The sequence below is a fragment of the Streptomyces sp. NPDC002784 genome (genome assembly GCF_053592135.1).
The window spans coordinates 115,038-134,508 of the sequence record NZ_JBSFVD010000002.1; the positions used below are offsets into that span (position 1 = coordinate 115,038).

Below are 19,471 nucleotides of genomic sequence, written 5' to 3' on the forward strand. Positions count from 1 at the left end.
ATCCTAAGGGGCGCAGCCGGGTGGCTTCATGCCCCTCGTCTCACCGGGCCATGGCCTCCACCAGCACGCTCCCCGAGCTGCGCGCCACCACGTAGGACTCCCCCTTGACCGCCTTGGCGTCCAGGGCGATGCGGTGGCGGCCGGCCTCCAGGACGCCGTCGAAGACCTCGTGGGCGTGGGTGCGGTAGAGGCGGTCCCGGCGGTACGCGGTCAGCCGGACCCGGCACGGTGAGGTGACCTCCACCCCGGCCTCGCCGTCCACCGCGACCAGGCGGGTCAGCCGGCGCTGCCGCACCGGGCTGCGGTCCAGGGCGTTCTCTATCTGGGCGACCAGCAACGGGACGATCGGGGCGAGGCCGTGGACGTAGGCCACCTCGATCCCGGCGCGGTCGAAGACCCGGCGTACGGCGGCACGTTCCTGCTCGGTGACCGCGCGGCCGAAGGCGACGGCGCCGTAGCCGCGCAGTTCGTCGGGGGGCACGCCGTCGGCGTCGCGGGTGATGTCGGCGCCGATGCCGATGGTGCGCAGGGCGGCGGCGAGCTTGGCCAGCAGGGCGACCCGGGCGCCGATCAGCAGGACGCGGCGGCGGGAACCGGCGGGGGCCGCCGCGAGGAGGGCGGCCAGGGCCGCCCGGTACTCGGCGCCCCGGAAGCGGAAGGGCCCTATGCCGTGGTAGCCGTTGCGCTCCAGATCGGCGCGCTCGTCGGTCTGCCAGGCGAAGTCCCGCCAGATGAAGTCGTCGCCGGACCGGTCGATGGCGGCGGTGACCGCGCCGCACGCCAGGCTCTCGCACTCGGGGCAGCCGTAGATGACGTACCGGCCGTCCGGCAGCGGTGGGTCCGCCTCCAGCAGGAGGCTCTGGACCTGGGCGGTGAAGATCGCGGGCGGTACGTCGGAGGCGAGCGGGGAGACGGCGTCGAGGTCGGAGAGCTGGAACAGCAGCGGGCGGCCCTCGACGATGAAGTCCACGAAGTCCCGGTGGACTTGGTAGTCACCGTTGGCGAGGACTCCACCGGCACGCATCGCCGGTGCCAGGTCGAAGGTCGCGTACTCGGCAGACATGCTGTGAGTATCCCCAGCGCGGGGGTGATGTGAGCACGGCATGGCACATTCCGCTACCGTCCCGGGGTGGAGAAGCGGCGGAGCGGCGAAGTCATCGTGGTCGGCGGCGGGGTCATCGGACTGACCACGGCCGTGGTCCTGGCCGAGGGCGGGCGCCGGGTGCGGGTGTGGACGCGGGACCCCGTGGAGCGGACCACCTCGGCGGTCGCGGGCGCGCTGTGGTGGCCGTACCGGATCGAACCGCTGGCCCTGGCGCGGCGGTGGGCGCTGCGGTCCTTCGACGTGTACGAGGAGCTGGCCCGGCGTCCCGAGGCCACCGGCGTACGCATGGTCGAAGGGGTACTGGGCGAAGGGGAGCTGGACGGGGCGGACGCCTGGGCGGCCCGGCGGGTGCCGGGGCTGCGGGCCGCGCCGGACGGCGCGGGGCTGTCGGCCCGGCTGCCGCTCATCGACATGTCGACTCATCTGCCGTGGCTGCGGGAACGGTTCCTCGGCGCGGGCGGGGAGATCGAGGCGCGGGAGGTGTCCGCGCTCGCGGAGGCGCAGGCGCCGGTCGTGGTCAACTGCACGGGGCTCGGGGCGCGGGAACTGGTGCCCGATCCGTCCGTGCGGCCGGTGCGGGGGCAGTTGGTGGTCGTTCAGAACCCGGGGATCGACACCTGGGTCACCTCCACCGACCCCTCCGGCGAGATGGCGTACTTCTTTCCGCAGCCCGGCCGGCTGCTGCTGGGCGGCACGGCGGAGGAGGGCGCCTGGTCGCTGGAGCCGGACGCGAAGGTGGCCGAGGCGATCGTGGCGCGGTGTGCCGAGCTCAGGCCGGAGATCGCCGGGGCGCGGGTGCTGGACCACCGGGTGGGGCTGCGGCCGGTGCGGGACGCGGTCCGGCTGGAACGCGAACTCCTGCCGGACGGACGGGCCCTGGTGCACAACTACGGCCATGGCGGCGCCGGAGTGACGGTGGCCTGGGGCTGCGCGGAGGAGGCGGCCGCCCTCGCCTCCCGCTGAGCGCGCTCAGGCGTGGTCGTGGCCCAGCGGGTCGCCCTCCGTCTCGGTGCCGGGGCCGGGGCCGACCTTGATCTCGAAGTCGCCGTCGTACTTGCGGTGACCGGTGATCACGGCCAGGGCGACGGCTTCGCTGCCCATCTCGCGGCGCACGATGACGGGGTCCCGGCGCAGATCGCGCAGCAGGGCGACGCACATGCCGATCATCACCAGGACGAAGGGTGCGGCGGCCAGGATCGTGAGGTTCTGCAGGCCGGTGAGCGCGTCGCCCTGGTTGCTGCCGACGAGCAGCATGATGGCGGCGACGGCGCCGGTCACCACGCCCCAGAACACCACGACGAGACGGCCGGGTTCGAGCGCGCCCTTCTGGGAGAGGGTGCCCATCACGATGGACGCGGCGTCGGCGCCCGAGACGAAGAAGATGCCGACCAGGATCATCACCAGCAGGCTGGTGGCCGTGGCGATGGGGAACTCCTGGAGCACGCCGAAGAGTTGGCCCTCGGGGGTGTCCTCGCCGCCGAGCGCGCCGCCCTCCTTCAGCTTCATCGCCGTACCGCCGAAGACCGCGAACCAGACGAGGCTGACGGTGCTCGGCACGAGGATGACCCCGCCGACGAACTGCCGGATGGTGCGGCCCCGGCTGATCCGGGCGATGAACATGCCGACGAAGGGCGTCCAGGAGATCCACCAGGCCCAGTAGAAGACGGTCCAGCTGCCGAGCCAGTCCGCGACGCCCTCGCCGCCGCTGGCCTCGGTGCGCCCGGCGAGCTGGGGCAGGTCGCCGAGGTAGGCGAAGATCGACGTGGGCAGCAGGTCGAGCACGATGATCGAGGGGCCGGCGAGGAACACGAACAGGGAGAGGACCAGGGCGAGCACCATGTTGGTGTTGGACAGCCACTGGATGCCCCGCTCGACACCGGAGACGGCCGAGGCGACGAAGGCCAGGGTCAGTACGGCGATGATGGCGACGAGCAGGCCGTCGCTGACGTCGTCCATCCAGTCCAGCTCCTGGAAGCCGGAGCCGATCTGGAGCGCGCCGAGGCCCAGGGAGGCCGCGGAGCCGAAGACGGTGGCGATGATCGCGAGCATGTCGATGATCCGGCCGCCGGTGCCGTTGGCGTGCCGCTCCCCGATGAGCGGGGTGAAGACGGCGCTGATGGTCTGGCGGCGGCGCCTGCGGAAGGTGCTGTAGGCGATGGCGAGGCCGACCACCGCGTAGATCGCCCAGGGGTGCAGCGTCCAGTGGAAGAGGGTGGTGGCCATCGCCGTCTCCATGCGTTCACCGGAGTTGGCGGGGTCGGTGCCCGGGGGCGGGCTCATGTAGTGCGAGAGCGGCTCGCTCACGCCGTAGAACATCAGGCCGATGCCCATGCCCGCGCTGAACATCATCGCGATCCAGGACACGGTCCGGAACTCGGGTTCCTCGCCCTCGGCGCCGAGGTGGATGCGGCCGTAGCGGCTGACCGCGAGCCAGAGGGCGAAGACGACGAAGCAGGAGGCGGCGAGCATGAAGGCCCAGCCGCCGTTGTGGATCAGGCCGTTGAGCATCTTCGTGGAGACGCTCTGCAGCGAGTCGGTCGCCGTCGAGCCCCAGATCACGAAGGCCACGGTGATGACGGCGGTGACTCCGAACACCAGGCGGTCGGTGTGGTGGGGGCCGGGAGGCTCCGAAGGGCCTTCCCGGCCACCCCTTTTCTTCAGGTCTTCCGTCATCTATGGCACCTTTCAATGGAATCCGTGGGTATGCCCTATGTGCGCATCCCTACGGCCTACCACAGGTGCCGTCCGTCAGGGCCGTTTCAGCAGTCGGTGTCGGGCTCCGCCGCCGTGAGGTGATACGGGGCGCGGGCGTCGAGGAGCAGCGGGACCAGGGCGCGCAGCGACTGGCGGAGCGGGACGTAGGTGCCCCGGGTGCGCACTCCGTGCAGCGCCAGTTCGTCCTTCAGTCCGGCGTACTGATCGTCCGTCAGCCGGTAGCCGCAGGGCGGGTCCTGGATGATCTCGGCGGGTTCGGCGGGGTCGTTGTCCGCGCCGCCGACGAAGACCGGTCCGGTGTCACGCCATCCGGCGAGGCGGGCGGCCGCGGTCGCCGCGTCGACCTGCCGTCCCCGCTCCCCCGCGAAGGAGAACAGGCCCTTGAGGGCGGAGAGTTGGGAGTGGACCCGGCGCAGGTTGTTGACCGGCTCCGGCACCTCGGTGAGGGGTTCGACCCGGCTCTCGATGAGCAGGCCGACGGTGTGCTTGATTCCGGACATGTTGCGCAGGATGCGCTCCTGGCCGTCCCCGGCGACCTGCCGGACGGGTTCACCCGTGACGGGGTCGGTCCAGATGCCGTAGGTGCCGGTCGTGTAGCCGTCGGCCCGGGCCGACGGCCGCACGAAGTCGAGCGAGAGCGTCCGTGCCTCCTCGTGCACCGCCGGGGCCGTGTTGAGGTTGCGCGGCCACAGGTCGAACAGGTCCTTGTCGTAGTAGGGCGGTGTGCCGCCGTACTCGTGCAGGTCGTAGACCACGTCCGGCCTGCGGTCCCGGATCACCGCGGCCAGGGCCCGGCCCTCGGCGGTCTTCAGGGCGAGGTGGTCGCGGTTGATGTCGACGCCGTCGCTGTTGCCGCGGGTGTTCGCGGCCCGGCCGTCGGGGTTGGCGGTGGGCACGACGAGCACGGTCGTGCTCCGCAGCAGGCGCCGGGTGCGCTCGTCGTCGCCGTACGCCAGGTCGCGGACGGTGGTCAGGCATGCCTCGCGGCCCGAGGGCTCGTCGCCGTGCTGGCTGCACACCAGCAGGACGGTGCGGGTGGTCGGGCGGGTGCCGATGCGCACCAGCTGGAGCGGGCGGTCCTGGTCGGTGGTGCCGATCCGGCTGACCGACACCCGGTCGCTCGCCTCGTCGACGGCGGCGAGGAAGTCCTGCTCCTCGGGCTGGCTGGTCCAGCGGGCGCCGCCCGACTCCTCGAAGCCGGTGCGGGGCGGGGTGTCCGCCGCGTGCGCCGGGACCGACAGCAGGGGTGCGGCGAGGGCGGCCGCGATCACCGCGGCGATACGGGACTTCACGAGACCTCCGGGATGCGCTGCGCGGTGCGCGGCTCGCGTACGCCGTCGAGGACGGCCTCGCTCGGGGCGGCACTCGCGCCGGAGGCGGCCTCGCGGAAGGCGTCGGCGCCGCCGACCAGCGGCACACGGGCCGAGGTGCGGGACAGGTCGAGCGTCAGCGTGGGGGTCGTGGACGGCGGTTCGATCAGGTCCCGGTCGGTGCCCGCGACGATCAGGGCGAGCCGGTGGCCGGCCGGGACGACATGGTCGGTGGCCGCCAGATCGAGGGTGACGGTGTACGGCGTGCCGGGGGTGAGGGGCGCTCCCCCGTACGAGGCGAGGTCGGCCCAGCCGCGGCTGAGGATCGTGTAGTCGACGTCGGCCGTCTTCGCTGCGGTCTCCTTGAAGCAGGCGCTGTCGCCGGTGCTGCTCGCGCCCCAGCAGGTCCGCTCGGTGAGGGTGGTGATGCCCTCGCCGGCGCCGGCGTAGTCGCGGATGGTGTCGGGGCCGAGGTCCACGAGGACGGCCGACAGATGGGCCGTGGCGGTGGTCGGGGTCGCGGTGACGGTGACCTTGGAGGAGCCGGACAGCCGCAGGTCGCGGGTGAGCGGTCCGGTGACGAAGCCCGCCTTGTCGGGGGTGGGCCGGTCGATGTGGGCGGCCCAGTCGGTCTCGTCGCGCGCGGGGTCGTCGGTGAAGGTCTCGGTGCCGGTGCCGCGGGTCAGGCCGAGGGTGCCGACGCCCTCTTGGGCTCCTTCGGCGGGCCGCAGGGTGGTCTTCCCGGTGCCGCGCGGCGGCCAGACGTCCGAGGTGACCCACTGGTCGGGCCGGCGTTCGATGTCGGCCATCGGTTCGTCGTCGATGCCGTTGTCGTAGCCGAGGAGTTCGTGGTCGAACCAGCGGTGCAGGGTGCTCACCCATTCGGCGCGGCGGAAGTCGAAGGGGTCGACGTGTCCGACCTGGGAGAGCCAGATCTTGCGCTCGACGCCGTTCCTGGCGAGCGCGTCCCACCACTGGCCGAAGTGCTTGGCGCGGACGTTGAGGTCCTGCATGCCGTGGATCACGAAGACGCTGGCCTCGACCCGGTCGGCGTCCGGCACGTAGTTCCGCTCACTCCACAGCGGGGTCCAGTCGCCGGTGCGCGGGGCGCCGGTGACGATCTTGTGCTGCACGGCGGCGCAGCGGGCGCGGGCGTCGGGGCTCTCGACGTAGTTCGACAGCCAGTCGGGGCCCGAGTCGAAGAGCGGGGCGCCCTGGGCGAAGTAGTAGTCGTACCAGGAGGAGATGGCGCCGATGGGGACGATCGTCTCCAGGCCCTCGACCCCGGTCGCGGCGACGCCGTTGGCGATGGTGCCGTCGTAGCTCTTGCCGATCATGCCGGTCTTGCCGTTGGTCCAGTTCGTGGCCTTGGCGCGGGTGGTGCCGGTGCGGGTGGTGTACGCCTTGGCGCGGCCGTTCAGCCAGTCGACGACGGCCTTGGCGGACTGGACGTCGGAGCGCCCGCCGACGTCGACGCAGCCGTCGGAGCGGTTGGTGCCGGCCAGGTCGACGCCGACGAAGGCGTAGCCGCGGGGCACGAAGTAGTTGTCGTAGAACAGCGGCATCTGGACGACGTCGCCGTCCGCGTCGTACGTCTTCTTCTGGCTCTCGTTGCCCCGTCCGCAGCAGGAGTAGTAAGGGCTGGCGTCCATGATGACGGGCACCTTGCGGCCCTTTTGCGCGGGTTCGCTGGGGCGGACGATGTCGACGGCGACGCGGTCGGTGCGTCCGTCGGCGTCGCCGTCGAGTCCGGTGTCCACCCAGACGGCCTCGCGGATGGCGGCGTCGTAGGAGTGGACGGGTTGGCTCGTGCGCGGGGCTGCCCCGGCCGTCGCGGGTGAGAGGAAGGTGGCCATCAGGGCGGCCGTGGCCGCCGTCGCGAGCGGTCTCCAGATCATGAAGCGCGTGCGTATCGGCATGCGCGGGACGCTACCTCGGTCAACTCCCGTACAGAAGAGGGCAACAGGAAGCTGGAATGGTCACCGGGGTCCGTGGGCTCGTGTCGGCCGAATGGCGATCGTGTGACAGCCGGGCCGGTGGACACGGGCGGGACACAGGGACTGAATAGGGTTCGAACAGCCTTCGGTCCCCTACGACTTGGAGCTTTCGTGCACCGCAGATTCTTCGCGCCGGGCGCACTCGCGGCGGCCTCCGTACTGCTGGCGATCCCGGCATCGGCCGCGAGTTCCGCCCCCGGCGCCCCGGGCATCGGCGATCCCTACTACCCGGCCTACGGCAACGGCGGATACTACGTCTCGCACTACGACCTGCGCCTGAAGTACGAGCCCGCGACCGACCGCCTGGAGGGCACCGCGACCCTGCTGGCCCGCACCACGCAGGACCTGTCGCGGTTCAACCTGGACTTCCTGCTGGACGTCGGCGAGGTGCGGGTCAATGGCGCCAAGGCGTCGTTCACCACCTCCGGCGAGCACGAGCTGGAGATCACCCCGAAGAACCCGCTGGCCAAGGGCTCGCCCCTGACCGTCGTGGTCCGCTACAGCGGGGTGCCGTCCAGTGAGCAGGCGTACGGGTTCACCAGCTGGCACCGCACCGCGGACGGCGGGGTCGCCGCCAACGAGCCCGAGGCGGCCTGGTGGTGGTTCCCGAGCAACGACCATCCGCTCGACAAGGCCACCTACGACGTCTCGGTGCAGGTCCCGGACGGCACCCAGGCCATCTCCAACGGCACGCTGCAGTCGACGAGTTCACGCCTCGGCTGGACCCGCTGGAACTGGCGTTCCAACAAGCCGCAGGCGACCTACCTCGCCACGCTCGCGGTCGGCAGGTTCGACATCACCACCGGCCGGACCGAGAGCGGGATCCCGGTCGTCAACGCCTACAGCAAGGACCTGGGCGACAACGACGGAGCGGCCCGCGCCAGCATCGAGCGGACCGGGGAGATCGCCGACTGGCTGAGCGAGTACTTCGGGCCGTATCCCTTCAACGCGCTCGGCGGCTATGTGCCGAACACCAGCACCCGGTTCGCGCTGGAGACGCAGACCCGGCCCTTCTACAGCCCGGTCCGGTTCGCGAACGGGACCAACACCTATCTGGTCGTCCACGAGCTGGCGCACCAGTGGTACGGCAACTCCGTGTCGGTCGCCGGGTGGAAGGACATCTGGATCAACGAGGGCTTCGCGCGCTATTCCGAGTGGCTGTGGTCCGAGCACGAGGGCGAGGGCACGGCGCAGGAGATCGCCGACTACGTGTACGCCACGCGCGCGGCCGACGATCCGTTCTGGACGGTGCGGCCGGGTGACCCGGGTCCGGACAACCAGTTCCACATCGCCGTCTACGACCGGGGCGCGCTGGCACTCCAGGCGCTGCGCAACGAGATCGGGGACGAGGACTTCTTCGCGATCCTCAAGGGCTGGACGGCGAAGTACGCCCACGGGAACGCGTCCGTGGCCGACTTCCGGGCGTACGCCGAGGGGGTGTCCGGGCAGCCGCTGGCGGCGTTCTTCGACACCTGGCTGTACCAGCCGTCGAAGCCGGCCGCGCCCGCGGCGCGTGCGGCGTCCATCGCGCGGGAGACATCGGCTCCGGCGCAGCCCAAGTCGTGGAAGAAGATCACGGCGACGGGCGACGTGCACGAGCACTGACCGGATCCCCGGTCACCCGGGCGCCGTCCACCCCTCGACGCCGGTCGAGGTGTGGGCGGCGCCCACCGGCTCGGCCTCCGCGAGCGCACGGCTCAGCGCTGCCCGTCCCCGTGGTCGTAGACGGTGACGGGTATGCCCCGGCGCACCAGCCGCTCGGTGATCAGGGGTTCGACTCGGGACCACTTTCCGCCGGCGAGACCGCACCCGATGCGGGGCATGTGCACGGACGCGCCGAGCTCGGCGGCCCGGTCGGCGAGGCGGGCCAGAGCAGCGTCGATCGCCTCGTAGCGGACGGGGACGCCCTTGCTGCCGATGGGGGTCCCCCCGCGCGAGCGAAGTCGAGCGTGGGGGAGTATGCCGCGCTGGCCGATCAGGTTGGCCACCCAGAGGTACGGCTCCACCTGGATGAACTGGGCGGCGCCCAGGCCGAAGTCGTTCGCGGCGCGGTCCCGGTGCCAGGCGCGGTACGCCTTCTCCGGCTCCGGCCAGCGGCGCGACACCGCGAGCACGAAGCCCTTGCCCCATCCCCCGATGTCGTTGCAGACATGGGCGATCACCTTGACGCCCTTCGCCGACGGAACGGTGGCGTCACCCCGGACATAAGTGATCTCCGACATGACGCCACCGTAGGCGCTGCCACTGACAGTGGCCGCTGGATTTACGGCCGCTCGGTGAGCGCGGCCAACTCCTGTTCCTGGGTCTTCGCCACTCGGCGGCGGACGCCGAACCAGCCGGTCACCAGCATCGCGGCGATCAGCGGGATGAGCAGCAGGGTCTTGCGGCCGACCTCGGGGTCGTTCCACATCAGGCCGAGCACGGCGAGCAGGAAGGCGATCGTGACGATCTCCGTGACCGGGCTGCCGGGGAGCCGGAAGGAGGGGCGGGCGAGCAGGCCGGCCTTGGCGCGGCGCACGAACACCAGGTGGCAGATCATGATGATCACCCAGGTGCTGATGATGCCGAGGGAGGCGACGTTCAGCACGATCTCGAAGGCCTGGCTCGGCATCAGGAAGTTCAGGCCGACGCCGAGCACACACACCGCGCAGGTCAGCAGGATGCCGCCGTAGGGCACCTGGCTGCGGTTCATGCGGGCGGTGAACTTGGGCGCGGAGCCCGCCATGGCCATGGAGCGCAGGATGCGGCCGGTGGAGTACAGGCCGGAGTTGAGCGAGGACATCGCGGCGGTGAGGACCACCAGGTTCATCACGTCTCCGGCGCCCTCGACGCCGATCTTCGACAGCACGGTGACGAAGGGGCTCTCGTCGGCGGAGTACACCGAACCGGGGAGCAGCAGGGCGAGCAGGACGACCGAGCCGACGTAGAACAGGCCCACCCGCCACATGATCGAGTTCACCGCGCGCGGGACGACCTTCTCCGGCTCGGCGGTCTCGCCGGCGGCGACGCCGACCAGTTCCAGGGCGGCGTAGGCGAAGATCACGCCCTGCATGACCAGGACGACCGGCATCAGGCCGTGCGGGAGGACACCGCCGTGGTCGGTGATCACGCTCAGGCCGGGCGTGGTGCCGCCCACCTCGTGCTGGGTGGCCAGCAGGAAGATGCCGACGAACATGAACGCCACCAGCGTGGCGACCTTGATGATCGCGAACCAGAACTCCATCTCGCCGAAGATCTTCACCGAGATCAGGTTGACCGCCAGCACCACCGCGAGGGCGATCAGGGCGAGCACCCACTGCGGGATGTCGGTGAAGGCGCTCCAGTAGTGCGTGTAGAGCGCGATGGCGGTGATGTCGGCGATACCGGTCGTGGACCAGTTCAGGAAGTACATCCAGCCCGCGACGTAGGCGCCCTTCTCGCCGAGGAACTCGCGCGCGTACGACACGAAGGAACCGGAGGAGGGCCGGTACAGGACCAGCTCACCGAGGGCCCGTACGACGAAGAAGGCGAAGATCCCGCAGACCAGGTAGGCGATGGCCAGCGCCGGTCCGGCGTTGTGGAGGCGTCCTCCGGCGCCCAGGAAGAGTCCGGTGCCGATCGCTCCGCCGATGGCGATCATGTTGACGTGGCGGGCCTTGAGGTCCTTGCTGTAACCGGCGTCGCCCGCGTCCGCGGGCGCCTGGGCCGCCAGGGTGGGGGGTGCGGCCTGTGCCGTGTCCACGGCGTCCTTGCTCACGGGGGTACCACTCTCTGGTGCGCCCGAGCGGATCGCGCTCGGGTGTGCCGGACGTACGTATGGCCCGCGCCCTCGGTAAGAGCACAGACCAAGGCGCCACCTTCCCTCATGGACGGCCGTTCACGCGGTGGCGGAGTTCACAGAGCGGTACATCTCACATGATCCGCACATGACGTCCCGGGGAACTCCTCGTGATCGGCTTCGCGCGCCCGGACCGGTTTCACAGCAGTGGTGAGACAGCGATACTGCTGCACATGAAGACCGACGCCGAGGACCCCACCCTCACCATCGACGAGCTGGCCGCGCGGGCGGGCGTCACGGTGCGTACCGTGCGGTTCTACGGCACCAAGGGGCTGCTGCCGCCGCCGGTGATCGGTCCGCGCCGGGTGGGGCACTACGGTCCGGAGCATGTGGCGCGGCTGGCGCTGATCGAGGAGCTGCAGCAGCAGGGCATGACGCTGGCGGCGATCGAGCGGTACATGCAGCGCCTGCCGCCGGGGCTGAGCCCCGACGATCTCGCCATCCACCGGGCCGTGGTGGCCTCCTGGGCCCCGGACGCCGTGGAGACGGTGACGCGCGCGGAGCTGGAGCGGCGGGCGGGGCGGGAGCTGGCCGACGAGGACGTGCGGCGGCTGGCCGCGATGGGCGTCGTCGGGGCCGACGGGGAGAAGTTCCGGGTGGACGTCGGGCTGCTGCGGCTCGGGGTGCGGCTGCTCGACATGCCGCTGTCGCAGGACGCGATCCTGGCCGCGCGGAAGGTGCTGATCGACCACTCACGGGCCGCCGCGCACGAATTGTCACAGCTGTTCCGCGGCGAGGTCTCCGAGCGTGCGGCCCAGGACGTGAAGTCGCTCTCGTCCGATATGCAACCGCTGGTGGTGCAGGCGCTGTTGACCTCCTTCCAGCGGTCGCTGAAGGAGGAGCTGCGGGGGTGGGTCAAGGCGGCGGACCCGTCGGAGGTGGACGGGTCCGCCTGAGCCGCGGGGTGCGTCACGCGTCCGTGAACCGCTCCCCCTCCTCCGCCTTCTCCACCAGCAGCGCCGGCGGCAGGAACCGGTCTCCGTAGCGGTCCGCCAGCTCACGCGCGCGTGCCACGAAGCCGGGCAGGCCGCCCTCGTAGCCGTTGATGTACTGCAGGACGCCGCCCGTCCAGCCGGGGAAGCCGATGCCGAAGATCGAGCCGATGTTGGCGTCGGCGACCGAGCTCAGGACGCCCTCCTCCAGGAGGCGGACGGTGTCCAGGGCCTCCGAGAAGAGCATGCGCTCCTGCATGTCCCTGAACGGGATCCGAGTGCCCTCGCGGGTGAAGTGTTCACGCAGGCCCGGCCAGATCCCCACCCGCTTGCCGGTCTCGTCGTAGTCGTAGAAGCCCGCTCCGCCGCTGCGGCCCGGCCTGCCGAACTCGTCGACCATCCGGTCGATCACGGCCTCCGCGGGGTGCGTCGGCCAGGTGCCGCCCGCCTCTTCCACGGCCCGCTTGGACTCGTTGCGGATCTTGCGCGGGAGCGTGAGCGTCAGTTCGTCCATCAGGGAGAGGACCTTGGCCGGGTAACCCGCCTGGGCCGCCGCCTGTTCGACGGAGGCCGGCTCGATGCCCTCGCCCACCATCGCCACGCCCTCGTTGATGAAGTGGCCGATCACCCGGGAGGTGAAGAAGCCGCGCGAGTCGTTGACGACGATCGGGGTCTTGTTGATCTGGCGCACCAGGTCGAAGGCCCTGGCCAGCGCCTCCTCACCGGTCCGCTCCCCCTTGATGATCTCGACCAGCGGCATCTTGTCGACCGGCGAGAAGAAGTGCAGGCCGATGAAGTCCGACTGCCGCTCCACGCCTTCGGCGAGAGCGGTGATCGGCAGCGTGGAGGTGTTGGAGCACAGCAGCGCGTCCGGCTCGACGAGGTGCTGGATCTCCTGGAAGACCTTGTGCTTCAGCTCGGGGTTCTCGAAGACCGCCTCGATCACCGCGTCGCAGCCCGCCACGTCCTGCGGGTCGGCCGTCGGCGTGATGCGGGCCAGCAGCGCGTCCGCCTTCTCCTGGGTCGTACGGCCCCGGCTCACGGCCTTCGCGCAGAGCTTCTCGGAGTAGCCCTTGCCCTTGACCGCGGCTTCCAGGGCCACGTCCTTCAGGACGACGTCGATACCCGCGCGGGCGCAGGAGTACGCGATGCCCGCGCCCATCATCCCGGCCCCGAGGACGGCGACCTTGCGGACCTGGCGCGCCTCGACGCCCTTGGGGCGATTCGCGCCGGAGTTGACGGCCTGGAGGTCGAAGAAGAACGCCTGGATCATGTTCTTCGAGGTCTGTCCCGCGGCCAGTTCGACGAAGTAGCGCGCCTCGATGACCTGCGCGGTCTCGAAGTCGACCTGGGCGCCCTCCACCGCCGCCGCGAGGATGTTGCGCGGGGCCGGGTAGGGGGCGCCGCCCGTCTGCTTGCGCAGACTGGCCGGGAAGGCGGGCAGGTTGGCGGCGAACTTGGGGTTCGCGGGGGTGCCGCCGGGGATGCGGTAGCCGGGCCGGTCCCAGGGCTGCCGGGACTCGGGGTTGGCCTCGATGAAGGCGCGGGCCTTGGCGAGCATGTCCTCGTGGGTGGCGGCCACGTCGTCGACCAGACCGTTCTGGAGGGCGCGCCGCGGGTCGTACTGGGTGCCCTGGAGGAGGACCTTCAGCAGGGCGTCGGCGATGCCCAGCAGGCGGACGGTGCGGACCACGCCGCCGCCGCCCGGGAGCAGGCCGAGGGTGACCTCGGGGCAGCCGATCTTCGAGCCGGGCGCGTCCAGGGCGATGCGGTGGTGGCAGGCCAGGGCGATCTCGTAACCGCCGCCGAGGGCGGCGCCGTTGAGGGCGGCGACGACCGGCTTGCCGAGGGTCTCGATGCGGCGCAGGTTCCGCTTGATCGCCAGGCCGCCGTCGAACAGGTCCTGGGCCGTGTCGGGGGTGACCCGGATCAGGTCGCGCAGGTCGCCGCCGGCGAAGAAGGTCTTCTTGGCGGAGGTGATGATGACACCGCGGATGGTGTCCTGCTCGGCCTCCAGCCGGTCGGTGACCTGGGCGAGGGAGTCGCGGAAGGCCTGGTTCATGGTGTTGGCGGACTGGTCGGGGTCGTCGAGGACGAGGGTGACGACACCGGTGCGGTCCTGTTCCCAGCGGATGGTGGTGGTCATGAGGGGGTCTCCGTAGAAGTCTCGTGTGGCCGCTGGGGAGTTCAGATGCGTTCGACGACGGTGGCGATGCCCATGCCGCCGCCGACGCAGAGGGTGGCGAGGCCGTAGCGCTTGTCCTGGCGCTCCAGTTCGTCGACGAGGGTGCCGAGGATCATCGCGCCGGTGGCGCCGAGCGGGTGGCCGAGGGCGATGGCGCCGCCGTTGACGTTGACCTTGTCCAGGGACAGGCCCATGTCCTTGACGAAGCGCAGGACGACCGCCGCGAACGCCTCGTTGATCTCGACGAGGTCGATGTCGTCGATGGTCAGACCGGCCTTCGCCAGGGCCTTGCGGGTGGCCGGGGCCGGGCCGGTGAGCATGATCGTGGGCTCGGAGCCGGAGACGGCGGCGGAGACGATCCGCGCGCGCGGGGTGAGTCCGTACCGCTCGCCGACCTCCCGGGAGCCGATGGCGACGAGCGCGGCGCCGTCGACGATGCCGGAGGAGTTGCCCGCGTGGTGGACGTGGTCGATCCGCTCCACCCAGTGGTACTTCTGCAGCGCCACGGCGTCGAAGCCGCCCAGGTCGCCGATGTCCGCGAAGGACGGCTTCAGCTTCGCCAGGGAGTCGGCGGTGGTGCCGGGGCGCAGGTGCTCGTCGTGATCGAGGACGACCAGGCCGCTGCGGTCCTTCACCGGGACGACCGACCGCTCGAAGCGGGCCTCCTTCCACGCCGTGGCCGCCCGCTCCTGGGAGAGGGCCGCGTACTCGTCGACGTCGCGCCGGGAGAAGCCCTCGATGGTGGCGATCAGGTCGGCGCCGATGCCCTGCGGCACGAAGTCGACGGCCAGGTTGGTCATCGGGTCGTTGAACCAGGCGCCGCCGTCGGAGGCCATCGGCACCCGGGACATGGACTCCACACCGCCCGCCAGGACCAGGTCCTCCCAGCCCGAACGGACCTTCATCGCGGCCATGTTGACCGCCTCCAGGCCCGACGCACAGAAGCGGTTCTCCTGGACGCCCGCCACCGTGTCCGGCAGGCCCGCGGCGACGGCGGCGATCCGGGCGATGTCGGAGCCCTGGTCGCCGACCGGGCCGACCACACCGAGCACGATGTCGTCGATCGCGGCCGGGTCCAGGCCGGGGAAGCGGTCGCGGATCTCGTGGATGAGTCCGACGACCAGGTCGATGGGCTTGGTGCCGTGCAGGGCGCCGTTCGCCTTGCCGCGCCCGCGCGGGGTGCGGATCGCGTCGTACACGTACGCTTCGGTGCTCACGAGGAAGCCTTTCGGTGAGGGTCGGCCGGGCGACTGTGCGTCAGCCGAGCAGGGAGCGGCCGATGATCTCCTTCATGATCTCGGTCGTCCCGCCGTAGATGGTCTGGATACGTCCGTCGGTGAAGGCCCGGGCCACGGGGTATTCGCTCATGTAGCCGTAGCCGCCGTGCAGTTGCAGACAGCGGTCGGCGACGCGCTTCTGCAGTTCGGTCGCCCACCACTTGGCCATGGAGGCGTCGACGGCGTCCAGTGCGCCGTCCGCGTGCTCCTCGACGCAGCGGTCGAGGAAGGTGCGGGTGACGGCGCACTCGGTGGCCATCTCCGCGATCTCGAACCGGATGTGCTGCTTGGTGGCCAGCGGCCGGCCGAACGCCTCGCGCTCCTTGACGTACCGGGTGGTGATCTCCAGCAGGTGCTCCGCGCCCGCGATGGCGGCGACCGCGATGCTCAGGCGCTCCTGGGCGAGGTTGGTCATCAGGTGCACGAAGGCGCCGTTGAGCTCGCCGAGCAGGTTCTCCTTGGGCACGCGCACGTCGTGGAAGAACAACTCGGCCGTGTCCTGCGCCTTCTGGCCGATCTTGTCGAGGTTGCGGCCGCGCTCGAAGCCCTCCGCGCCGCGTTCGACGACCAGCAGGGACAGCCCGTGCGCGCCGCCCTCCGGGGTGGTCTTCGCCACCACGATCACCAGGTCGGCGAGGATGCCGTTGGAGATGAACGTCTTGGAGCCGTTGAGCAGCCAGTGGTCGCCGCGGTCCTCGGCGTGCGTCCGGATGCCCTGGAGGTCGGAGCCCGCGCCCGGCTCGGTCATGGCGATGGCCGTGATCAGCGAGCCGTCGCAGAAGCCGGGCAGCCAGCGGCGCTTCTGCTCCTCGGTGGCGAGCCCGGTCAGATACGGGCCGATGATGTCGTTGTGCAGTCCGAGCGCCAGCCCGGGAGTGCCCGCGCGGGTGAACTCCTCGGCCATGACGGCGCTGTAGCGGAAGTCGGCGGTACCGCCGCCCCCGTACTCCTCGCCGACGGCCATGCCCAGCAGACCCTGCTTGCCGGCCGCCCGCCAGGCGTCGCGGGAGGCGATGCCGTCCTTCTCCCACTGGTCGTAGAAGGGCAGCACCTCCTTGGCGAGGAAGCTGCGCACGGTCTCGCGGAACGCGTCGTGCTCGTCGGAGAAGATCCGCCGCTTCATTCGAGGCCCTTCATCAGATCGGGTACGTCCCAGTCGCGCGCCACGTCCGCGGTGTCGCCGCCCGGCCGCGCGGGCCCGGAGCGCACGGCGGTGGGGGTGGCGGAGAAGCGGGGCGCGGGCGCGGGCTGGGTGATGCCGCCGTGGTCGGTGAAGGTGCCGCGGGCGGCCAGATGCGGGTCGTGCGGGGCCTCGGTCAGCGACAGGACGGGCGCCACACAGGCGTCGGAGCCGGCGAAGACGTCCGTCCACTCGGCCCGGGTCCGGGTCCGGAAGCGGGCGGTGACCGCCGTGCGCAGTTCGCCCCAGCGGGTCCAGTCCCGGCGGGCGTCGGCGTACCCCTCGAGGCCGAGCAGGTCCAGGAAGGTGTCGTAGAACTGCGGCTCCAGGGCGCCGACCGCCATGTACGCGCCGTCGGCCGTCTCGTAGGTGCCGTAGTACGGGCAGCCTCCGTCCAGGAGGTTGGCGGCGCGGCGGTCCTGCCAGCCGCCGGCGGCGAGCATGCCGTGGATCATCGCGGACAGGTGGGCGGTGCCGTCCACGATCGCGGCGTCCACGACCTGGCCGGTGCCGGTGGCGCGGGCGTGGTGCAGGGCGGCGAGGACGCCGACGACGAGGTACAGGGAGCCGCCCGCGTAGTCGCCGAGGAGGTTGGCCGGGGCGGGCGGGGGCTCCCCGGGGGCGCCGATCATGCCGAGGGTGCCGGTGCGGGCGATGTACGCGATGTCGTGCCCGGCGCGCTGGGCGAGGGGGCCGTCCTGGCCCCAGCCGGTCATCCGGCCGTAGACGAGCCGTGGGTTGCGGGCCCGGCAGGCGTCGGGGCCCACGCCGAGCCGTTCGGCGACTCCGGGGCGGAAGCCCTCGATCAGGACGTCCGCGCGGGCGGCGAGGTCGAGCACGCGCGCGGGGCCGTCGGGAGCCTTCAGGTCGACGATCACCGAGCGCTTGTTGCGGTTGGTGACGTCGTACGCGGGATCGATCGCGAGTGCCGGGCCGCCGGGGCGGTCCACGCGCACGACGTCGGCCCCGAGGTCGGCGAGGAGCATCGCGGCGAACGGGCCGGGCCCGATGCCGGCCAGCTCCACGACGCGTACGCCGGTGAGCGGGCCGTGTCCTGGCGTCATTGCCATCCGGTCCCCAGGGTAGGTGTGACAGTAATGATGTAACACCAGGGATGTTAGGAACTTGCCCCAGCGAGCACAAGAGGTGGGCGAGCAAGCGCTTAGTGAAAGGTATCCGGTGGCGGCGGCGCCGGGCGCGCGGAGGGTGAACTGGCGTACTTTCTCCCCCTTCTTCAGGGCGTTCCGGTGCACGTCCGTCCGCTTCCTCCCGGGCTCCTCGCCGGGTTCCGCACGCCTCACGCTAGCCTCGGCCACCGACAACGGCGCGTGGTGAGGGACCGAGAGGTGTCATGAGCAGGCTGAACGAGGCGGACCGTCCCTACGACATCGTGCTCTTCGGGGCCACCGGCTTCGCCGGGGCGCTCACCGCGGAGTACCTGGCGGCGCACGCGCCCGAGGGGCTGCGCTGGGCGGTGGCGGGCCGTGACGCGACGAAACTGGAGCGGCTGCGGGAGCGGCTGCCCGGGGGTGAGCGGGTCGGCGTGCTGCGTGCGGACGTGGCGGATCCGGGGTCGGTGCGGGAACTCGCCCGGCACGCGCGCGTGGTGGCCACGACGGTGGGCCCCTATGTGCGGTACGGCGAGGATCTCGTCGCCGCCTGCGCGGACAGCGGCACGGACTACCTCGACCTGTGCGGTGAGCCGGAGTTCGTGGACCTGATGTACGTGCGGCACGACGCACGCGCGCGTGAGACGGGCGCCCGGCTCGTGCACGCGGCCGGGTTCGACTCCGTCCCGCACGATCTGGGCGTCTGGTTCACGGTCCGGCAGCTGCCGGAGGGGGTGCCGCTGACGGTGGACGGGTTCGTCACGGCGGACGCCATGTTCTCGGGCGGGACGTTCGCTTCGGCGCTGGGCCAGTTCGCGCGGGGGCGCCAGATGATCGCCGCGGCGCGGGACCGGCACCGGTACGAGCCGCGGCTGGTGGGCCGCCGGGCCCTCGCCCCCACGGGCCTGCCCCGGTTCGCCGGGGAGGTGGGCGCCTGGGCGCTGCCGCTGCCGACCATCGACCCGCAGATCGTCCGCCGCTCCGCGAAGGCGCTGGACCGCTACGGCCCCGACTTCCGCTACCGGCACTACGCGGCGGTACGGCATCTGCCCGTCGCCGTGGCCGGTGTGGTGGGCGTGGGCGGACTGGCCGCCGCCGCCCAGCTGCCGCCCGCGCGCCGGTGGCTGTCGGACCGGCTCAGGCCGGGGGACGGACCGAGCCCTCAGAAGCGGGCCAGGAGCTGGTTCTCGGTGCGGTTCGTCGGACAGGGCGGTGGCCGCCGGGTCTTCACCGAGGTCTCGGGCGGGGACCCCGGCTACGACGAGACGGCGAAGATGCTCGCCGAGTCGGCGCTCTGCCTCGCCTTCGACGAACTGCCGCCGACGGCCGGGCAGGTCACCACGGCCACCGCCATGGGCGACGCACTGACCGAACGGCTCCGACGCGCGGGAATCGTCTTCCGGGTGGCCGCGAGCCGCTAGCCCCTACAGGGGCCACTGGGCCACGGTGTAGATCATCCCGCAGATCCACCCGAGCCCCGCCAGCACCGCGAGCACGAGCACGGCCGTCACGGCCCGCTCGACGGGCCGCTCGGGATCGGCGAGGGGCTTCGGCGAACGCCGGGAGGCGGTACGCCGGGAAGCCCCCCGCTGAGAGGTCATGCGGTGCGAGGCCACACGGTGCGAAGTCATGCGCCCAGCCTGCCGCCCGGACGGGGCGCGGACATCCGTACGGATACTCAGGCGACGTACTCAGATCCCGGGTGCTCGGTCGACGTGGTCCGCCGGGGGCCGGTCCCCCAGCGCGGCTGCGAGGCGGGCCCGGAGAGCCGGGTCGGGGGAGGCGGCCGCGATCCGGCAGGCGAGCGGCCCGATGTCCCAGCCCGCGTGATGGTCGAAGTACGG

15 protein-coding genes are annotated in these 19,471 nt (G+C 71.5%); 4 read left to right on the top strand and 11 right to left on the bottom strand.

Annotated elements, in window-relative coordinates:
* Window positions 1-40: 40 nt before the first annotated feature.
* The gene (locus ACWD1Z_RS05170) at window positions 41-1,063 is read right to left on the bottom strand and encodes an oxidoreductase (RefSeq protein WP_451115663.1); all 1,023 of its coding nucleotides are present in this window, start codon (window positions 1,061-1,063) and stop codon (window positions 41-43) included.
* A gap of 66 nt (window positions 1,064-1,129) precedes the next feature.
* Here ACWD1Z_RS05170 and ACWD1Z_RS05175 point away from each other — a divergent pair, with 66 nt between their 5' ends.
* Window positions 1,130-2,068 (top strand): FAD-dependent oxidoreductase, encoded by a 939-nt coding sequence (locus ACWD1Z_RS05175; protein ID WP_451115665.1) that lies wholly within the window; start codon window positions 1,130-1,132, stop codon window positions 2,066-2,068.
* 6 nt (window positions 2,069-2,074) lie between these two features.
* Here ACWD1Z_RS05175 and ACWD1Z_RS05180 read toward each other — a convergent pair whose 3' ends face one another.
* The 3 genes from ACWD1Z_RS05180 to ACWD1Z_RS05190 all read right to left on the bottom strand — a co-directional run bounded on the left by ACWD1Z_RS05180 (window position 2,075) and on the right by ACWD1Z_RS05190 (window position 7,049).
* Entirely contained in the window at window positions 2,075-3,778 is a 1,704-nt protein-coding gene (locus tag ACWD1Z_RS05180) for a BCCT family transporter (RefSeq protein WP_451115667.1), read from the bottom strand.
* Window positions 3,779-3,864: 86 nt separating this feature from the next.
* Window positions 3,865-5,112, bottom strand: coding sequence for a M14 family metallopeptidase (locus ACWD1Z_RS05185; protein ID WP_451115669.1), 1,248 nt, complete (start codon window positions 5,110-5,112; stop codon window positions 3,865-3,867).
* Window positions 5,109-7,049 (bottom strand): Xaa-Pro dipeptidyl-peptidase, encoded by a 1,941-nt coding sequence (locus ACWD1Z_RS05190; protein WP_451115671.1) that lies wholly within the window; start codon window positions 7,047-7,049, stop codon window positions 5,109-5,111. The genes ACWD1Z_RS05185 and ACWD1Z_RS05190 overlap by 4 nt, the downstream gene beginning before the upstream one ends.
* A gap of 189 nt (window positions 7,050-7,238) precedes the next feature.
* Between ACWD1Z_RS05190 and ACWD1Z_RS05195 the strand changes: the two genes are divergently transcribed.
* Complete coding sequence (locus tag ACWD1Z_RS05195) at window positions 7,239-8,732, top strand: M1 family metallopeptidase (RefSeq protein WP_451115672.1); 1,494 nt, start codon at window positions 7,239-7,241, stop codon at window positions 8,730-8,732.
* A 92-nt stretch (window positions 8,733-8,824) separates the two neighbouring features.
* Here the strand turns inward: ACWD1Z_RS05195 and ACWD1Z_RS05200 are convergent, their stop codons facing one another.
* Together ACWD1Z_RS05200 and ACWD1Z_RS05205 are read right to left on the bottom strand one after the other, a co-directional pair.
* Window positions 8,825-9,349, bottom strand: a complete 525-nt coding sequence (locus ACWD1Z_RS05200) for an Appr-1-p processing protein (protein ID WP_451115674.1) — start codon at window positions 9,347-9,349, stop codon at window positions 8,825-8,827.
* A 41-nt stretch (window positions 9,350-9,390) separates the two neighbouring features.
* Window positions 9,391-10,863: an amino acid permease gene (locus tag ACWD1Z_RS05205; RefSeq protein ID WP_451115676.1), complete on the bottom strand. Its 1,473-nt coding sequence runs from the start codon at window positions 10,861-10,863 to the stop codon at window positions 9,391-9,393.
* Window positions 10,864-11,117: 254 nt separating this feature from the next.
* Here ACWD1Z_RS05205 and ACWD1Z_RS05210 point away from each other — a divergent pair, with 254 nt between their 5' ends.
* On the top strand, window positions 11,118-11,840 hold the full coding sequence (locus ACWD1Z_RS05210) for a MerR family transcriptional regulator (RefSeq protein WP_451115678.1): 723 nt from the start codon (window positions 11,118-11,120) through the stop codon (window positions 11,838-11,840).
* A 13-nt stretch (window positions 11,841-11,853) separates the two neighbouring features.
* Here ACWD1Z_RS05210 and ACWD1Z_RS05215 read toward each other — a convergent pair whose 3' ends face one another.
* The 4 genes from ACWD1Z_RS05215 to ACWD1Z_RS05230 are packed head-to-tail and all read right to left on the bottom strand — an operon-like array spanning window position 11,854 to window position 17,588.
* Window positions 11,854-14,022, bottom strand: a complete 2,169-nt coding sequence (locus tag ACWD1Z_RS05215; protein WP_451115680.1) for a 3-hydroxyacyl-CoA dehydrogenase NAD-binding domain-containing protein — start codon at window positions 14,020-14,022, stop codon at window positions 11,854-11,856.
* A 41-nt stretch (window positions 14,023-14,063) separates the two neighbouring features.
* Window positions 14,064-15,278 (bottom strand): acetyl-CoA C-acetyltransferase, encoded by a 1,215-nt coding sequence (locus tag ACWD1Z_RS05220; protein ID WP_451115682.1) that lies wholly within the window; start codon window positions 15,276-15,278, stop codon window positions 14,064-14,066.
* 40 nt (window positions 15,279-15,318) lie between these two features.
* On the bottom strand, window positions 15,319-16,461 hold the full coding sequence (locus ACWD1Z_RS05225; RefSeq protein WP_451115684.1) for an acyl-CoA dehydrogenase family protein: 1,143 nt from the start codon (window positions 16,459-16,461) through the stop codon (window positions 15,319-15,321).
* Window positions 16,458-17,588, bottom strand: coding sequence for a CaiB/BaiF CoA transferase family protein (locus ACWD1Z_RS05230; RefSeq protein ID WP_451115686.1), 1,131 nt, complete (start codon window positions 17,586-17,588; stop codon window positions 16,458-16,460). The genes ACWD1Z_RS05225 and ACWD1Z_RS05230 overlap by 4 nt, the downstream gene beginning before the upstream one ends.
* A 281-nt stretch (window positions 17,589-17,869) precedes the next feature.
* Here ACWD1Z_RS05230 and ACWD1Z_RS05235 point away from each other — a divergent pair, with 281 nt between their 5' ends.
* The gene (locus ACWD1Z_RS05235) at window positions 17,870-19,048 is read left to right on the top strand and encodes a saccharopine dehydrogenase family protein (protein ID WP_451115688.1); all 1,179 of its coding nucleotides are present in this window, start codon (window positions 17,870-17,872) and stop codon (window positions 19,046-19,048) included.
* A gap of 3 nt (window positions 19,049-19,051) precedes the next feature.
* On the opposite strand, the gene mmpA is transcribed toward ACWD1Z_RS05235, so the two are convergent.
* On the bottom strand, window positions 19,052-19,228 hold the full coding sequence (gene mmpA / locus ACWD1Z_RS05240; protein WP_451116325.1) for a morphogenic membrane protein MmpA: 177 nt from the start codon (window positions 19,226-19,228) through the stop codon (window positions 19,052-19,054).
* Between the last annotated feature and the right edge of the window lie 243 nt (window positions 19,229-19,471).

Coding starts and splice junctions, on each gene's coding strand:
- ACWD1Z_RS05170 (WP_451115663.1), bottom strand. CDS start 1,063: ATGTCTGCCGAGTACGCGACCTTCGACCTGGCACCGGCGATGCGTGCC.
- ACWD1Z_RS05180 (WP_451115667.1), bottom strand. CDS start 3,778: ATGACGGAAGACCTGAAGAAAAGGGGTGGCCGGGAAGGCCCTTCGGAG.
- ACWD1Z_RS05190 (WP_451115671.1), bottom strand. CDS start 7,049: ATGCCGATACGCACGCGCTTCATGATCTGGAGACCGCTCGCGACGGCG.
- ACWD1Z_RS05200 (WP_451115674.1), bottom strand. CDS start 9,349: ATGTCGGAGATCACTTATGTCCGGGGTGACGCCACCGTTCCGTCGGCG.
- ACWD1Z_RS05210 (WP_451115678.1), top strand. CDS start 11,118: ATGAAGACCGACGCCGAGGACCCCACCCTCACCATCGACGAGCTGGCC.
- ACWD1Z_RS05215 (WP_451115680.1), bottom strand. CDS start 14,022: ATGACCACCACCATCCGCTGGGAACAGGACCGCACCGGTGTCGTCACC.
- ACWD1Z_RS05225 (WP_451115684.1), bottom strand. CDS start 16,461: ATGAAGCGGCGGATCTTCTCCGACGAGCACGACGCGTTCCGCGAGACC.
- ACWD1Z_RS05230 (WP_451115686.1), bottom strand. CDS start 17,588: ATGGCAATGACGCCAGGACACGGCCCGCTCACCGGCGTACGCGTCGTG.
- ACWD1Z_RS05235 (WP_451115688.1), top strand. CDS start 17,870: ATGAGCAGGCTGAACGAGGCGGACCGTCCCTACGACATCGTGCTCTTC.
- mmpA (WP_451116325.1), bottom strand. CDS start 19,228: ATGACCTCTCAGCGGGGGGCTTCCCGGCGTACCGCCTCCCGGCGTTCG.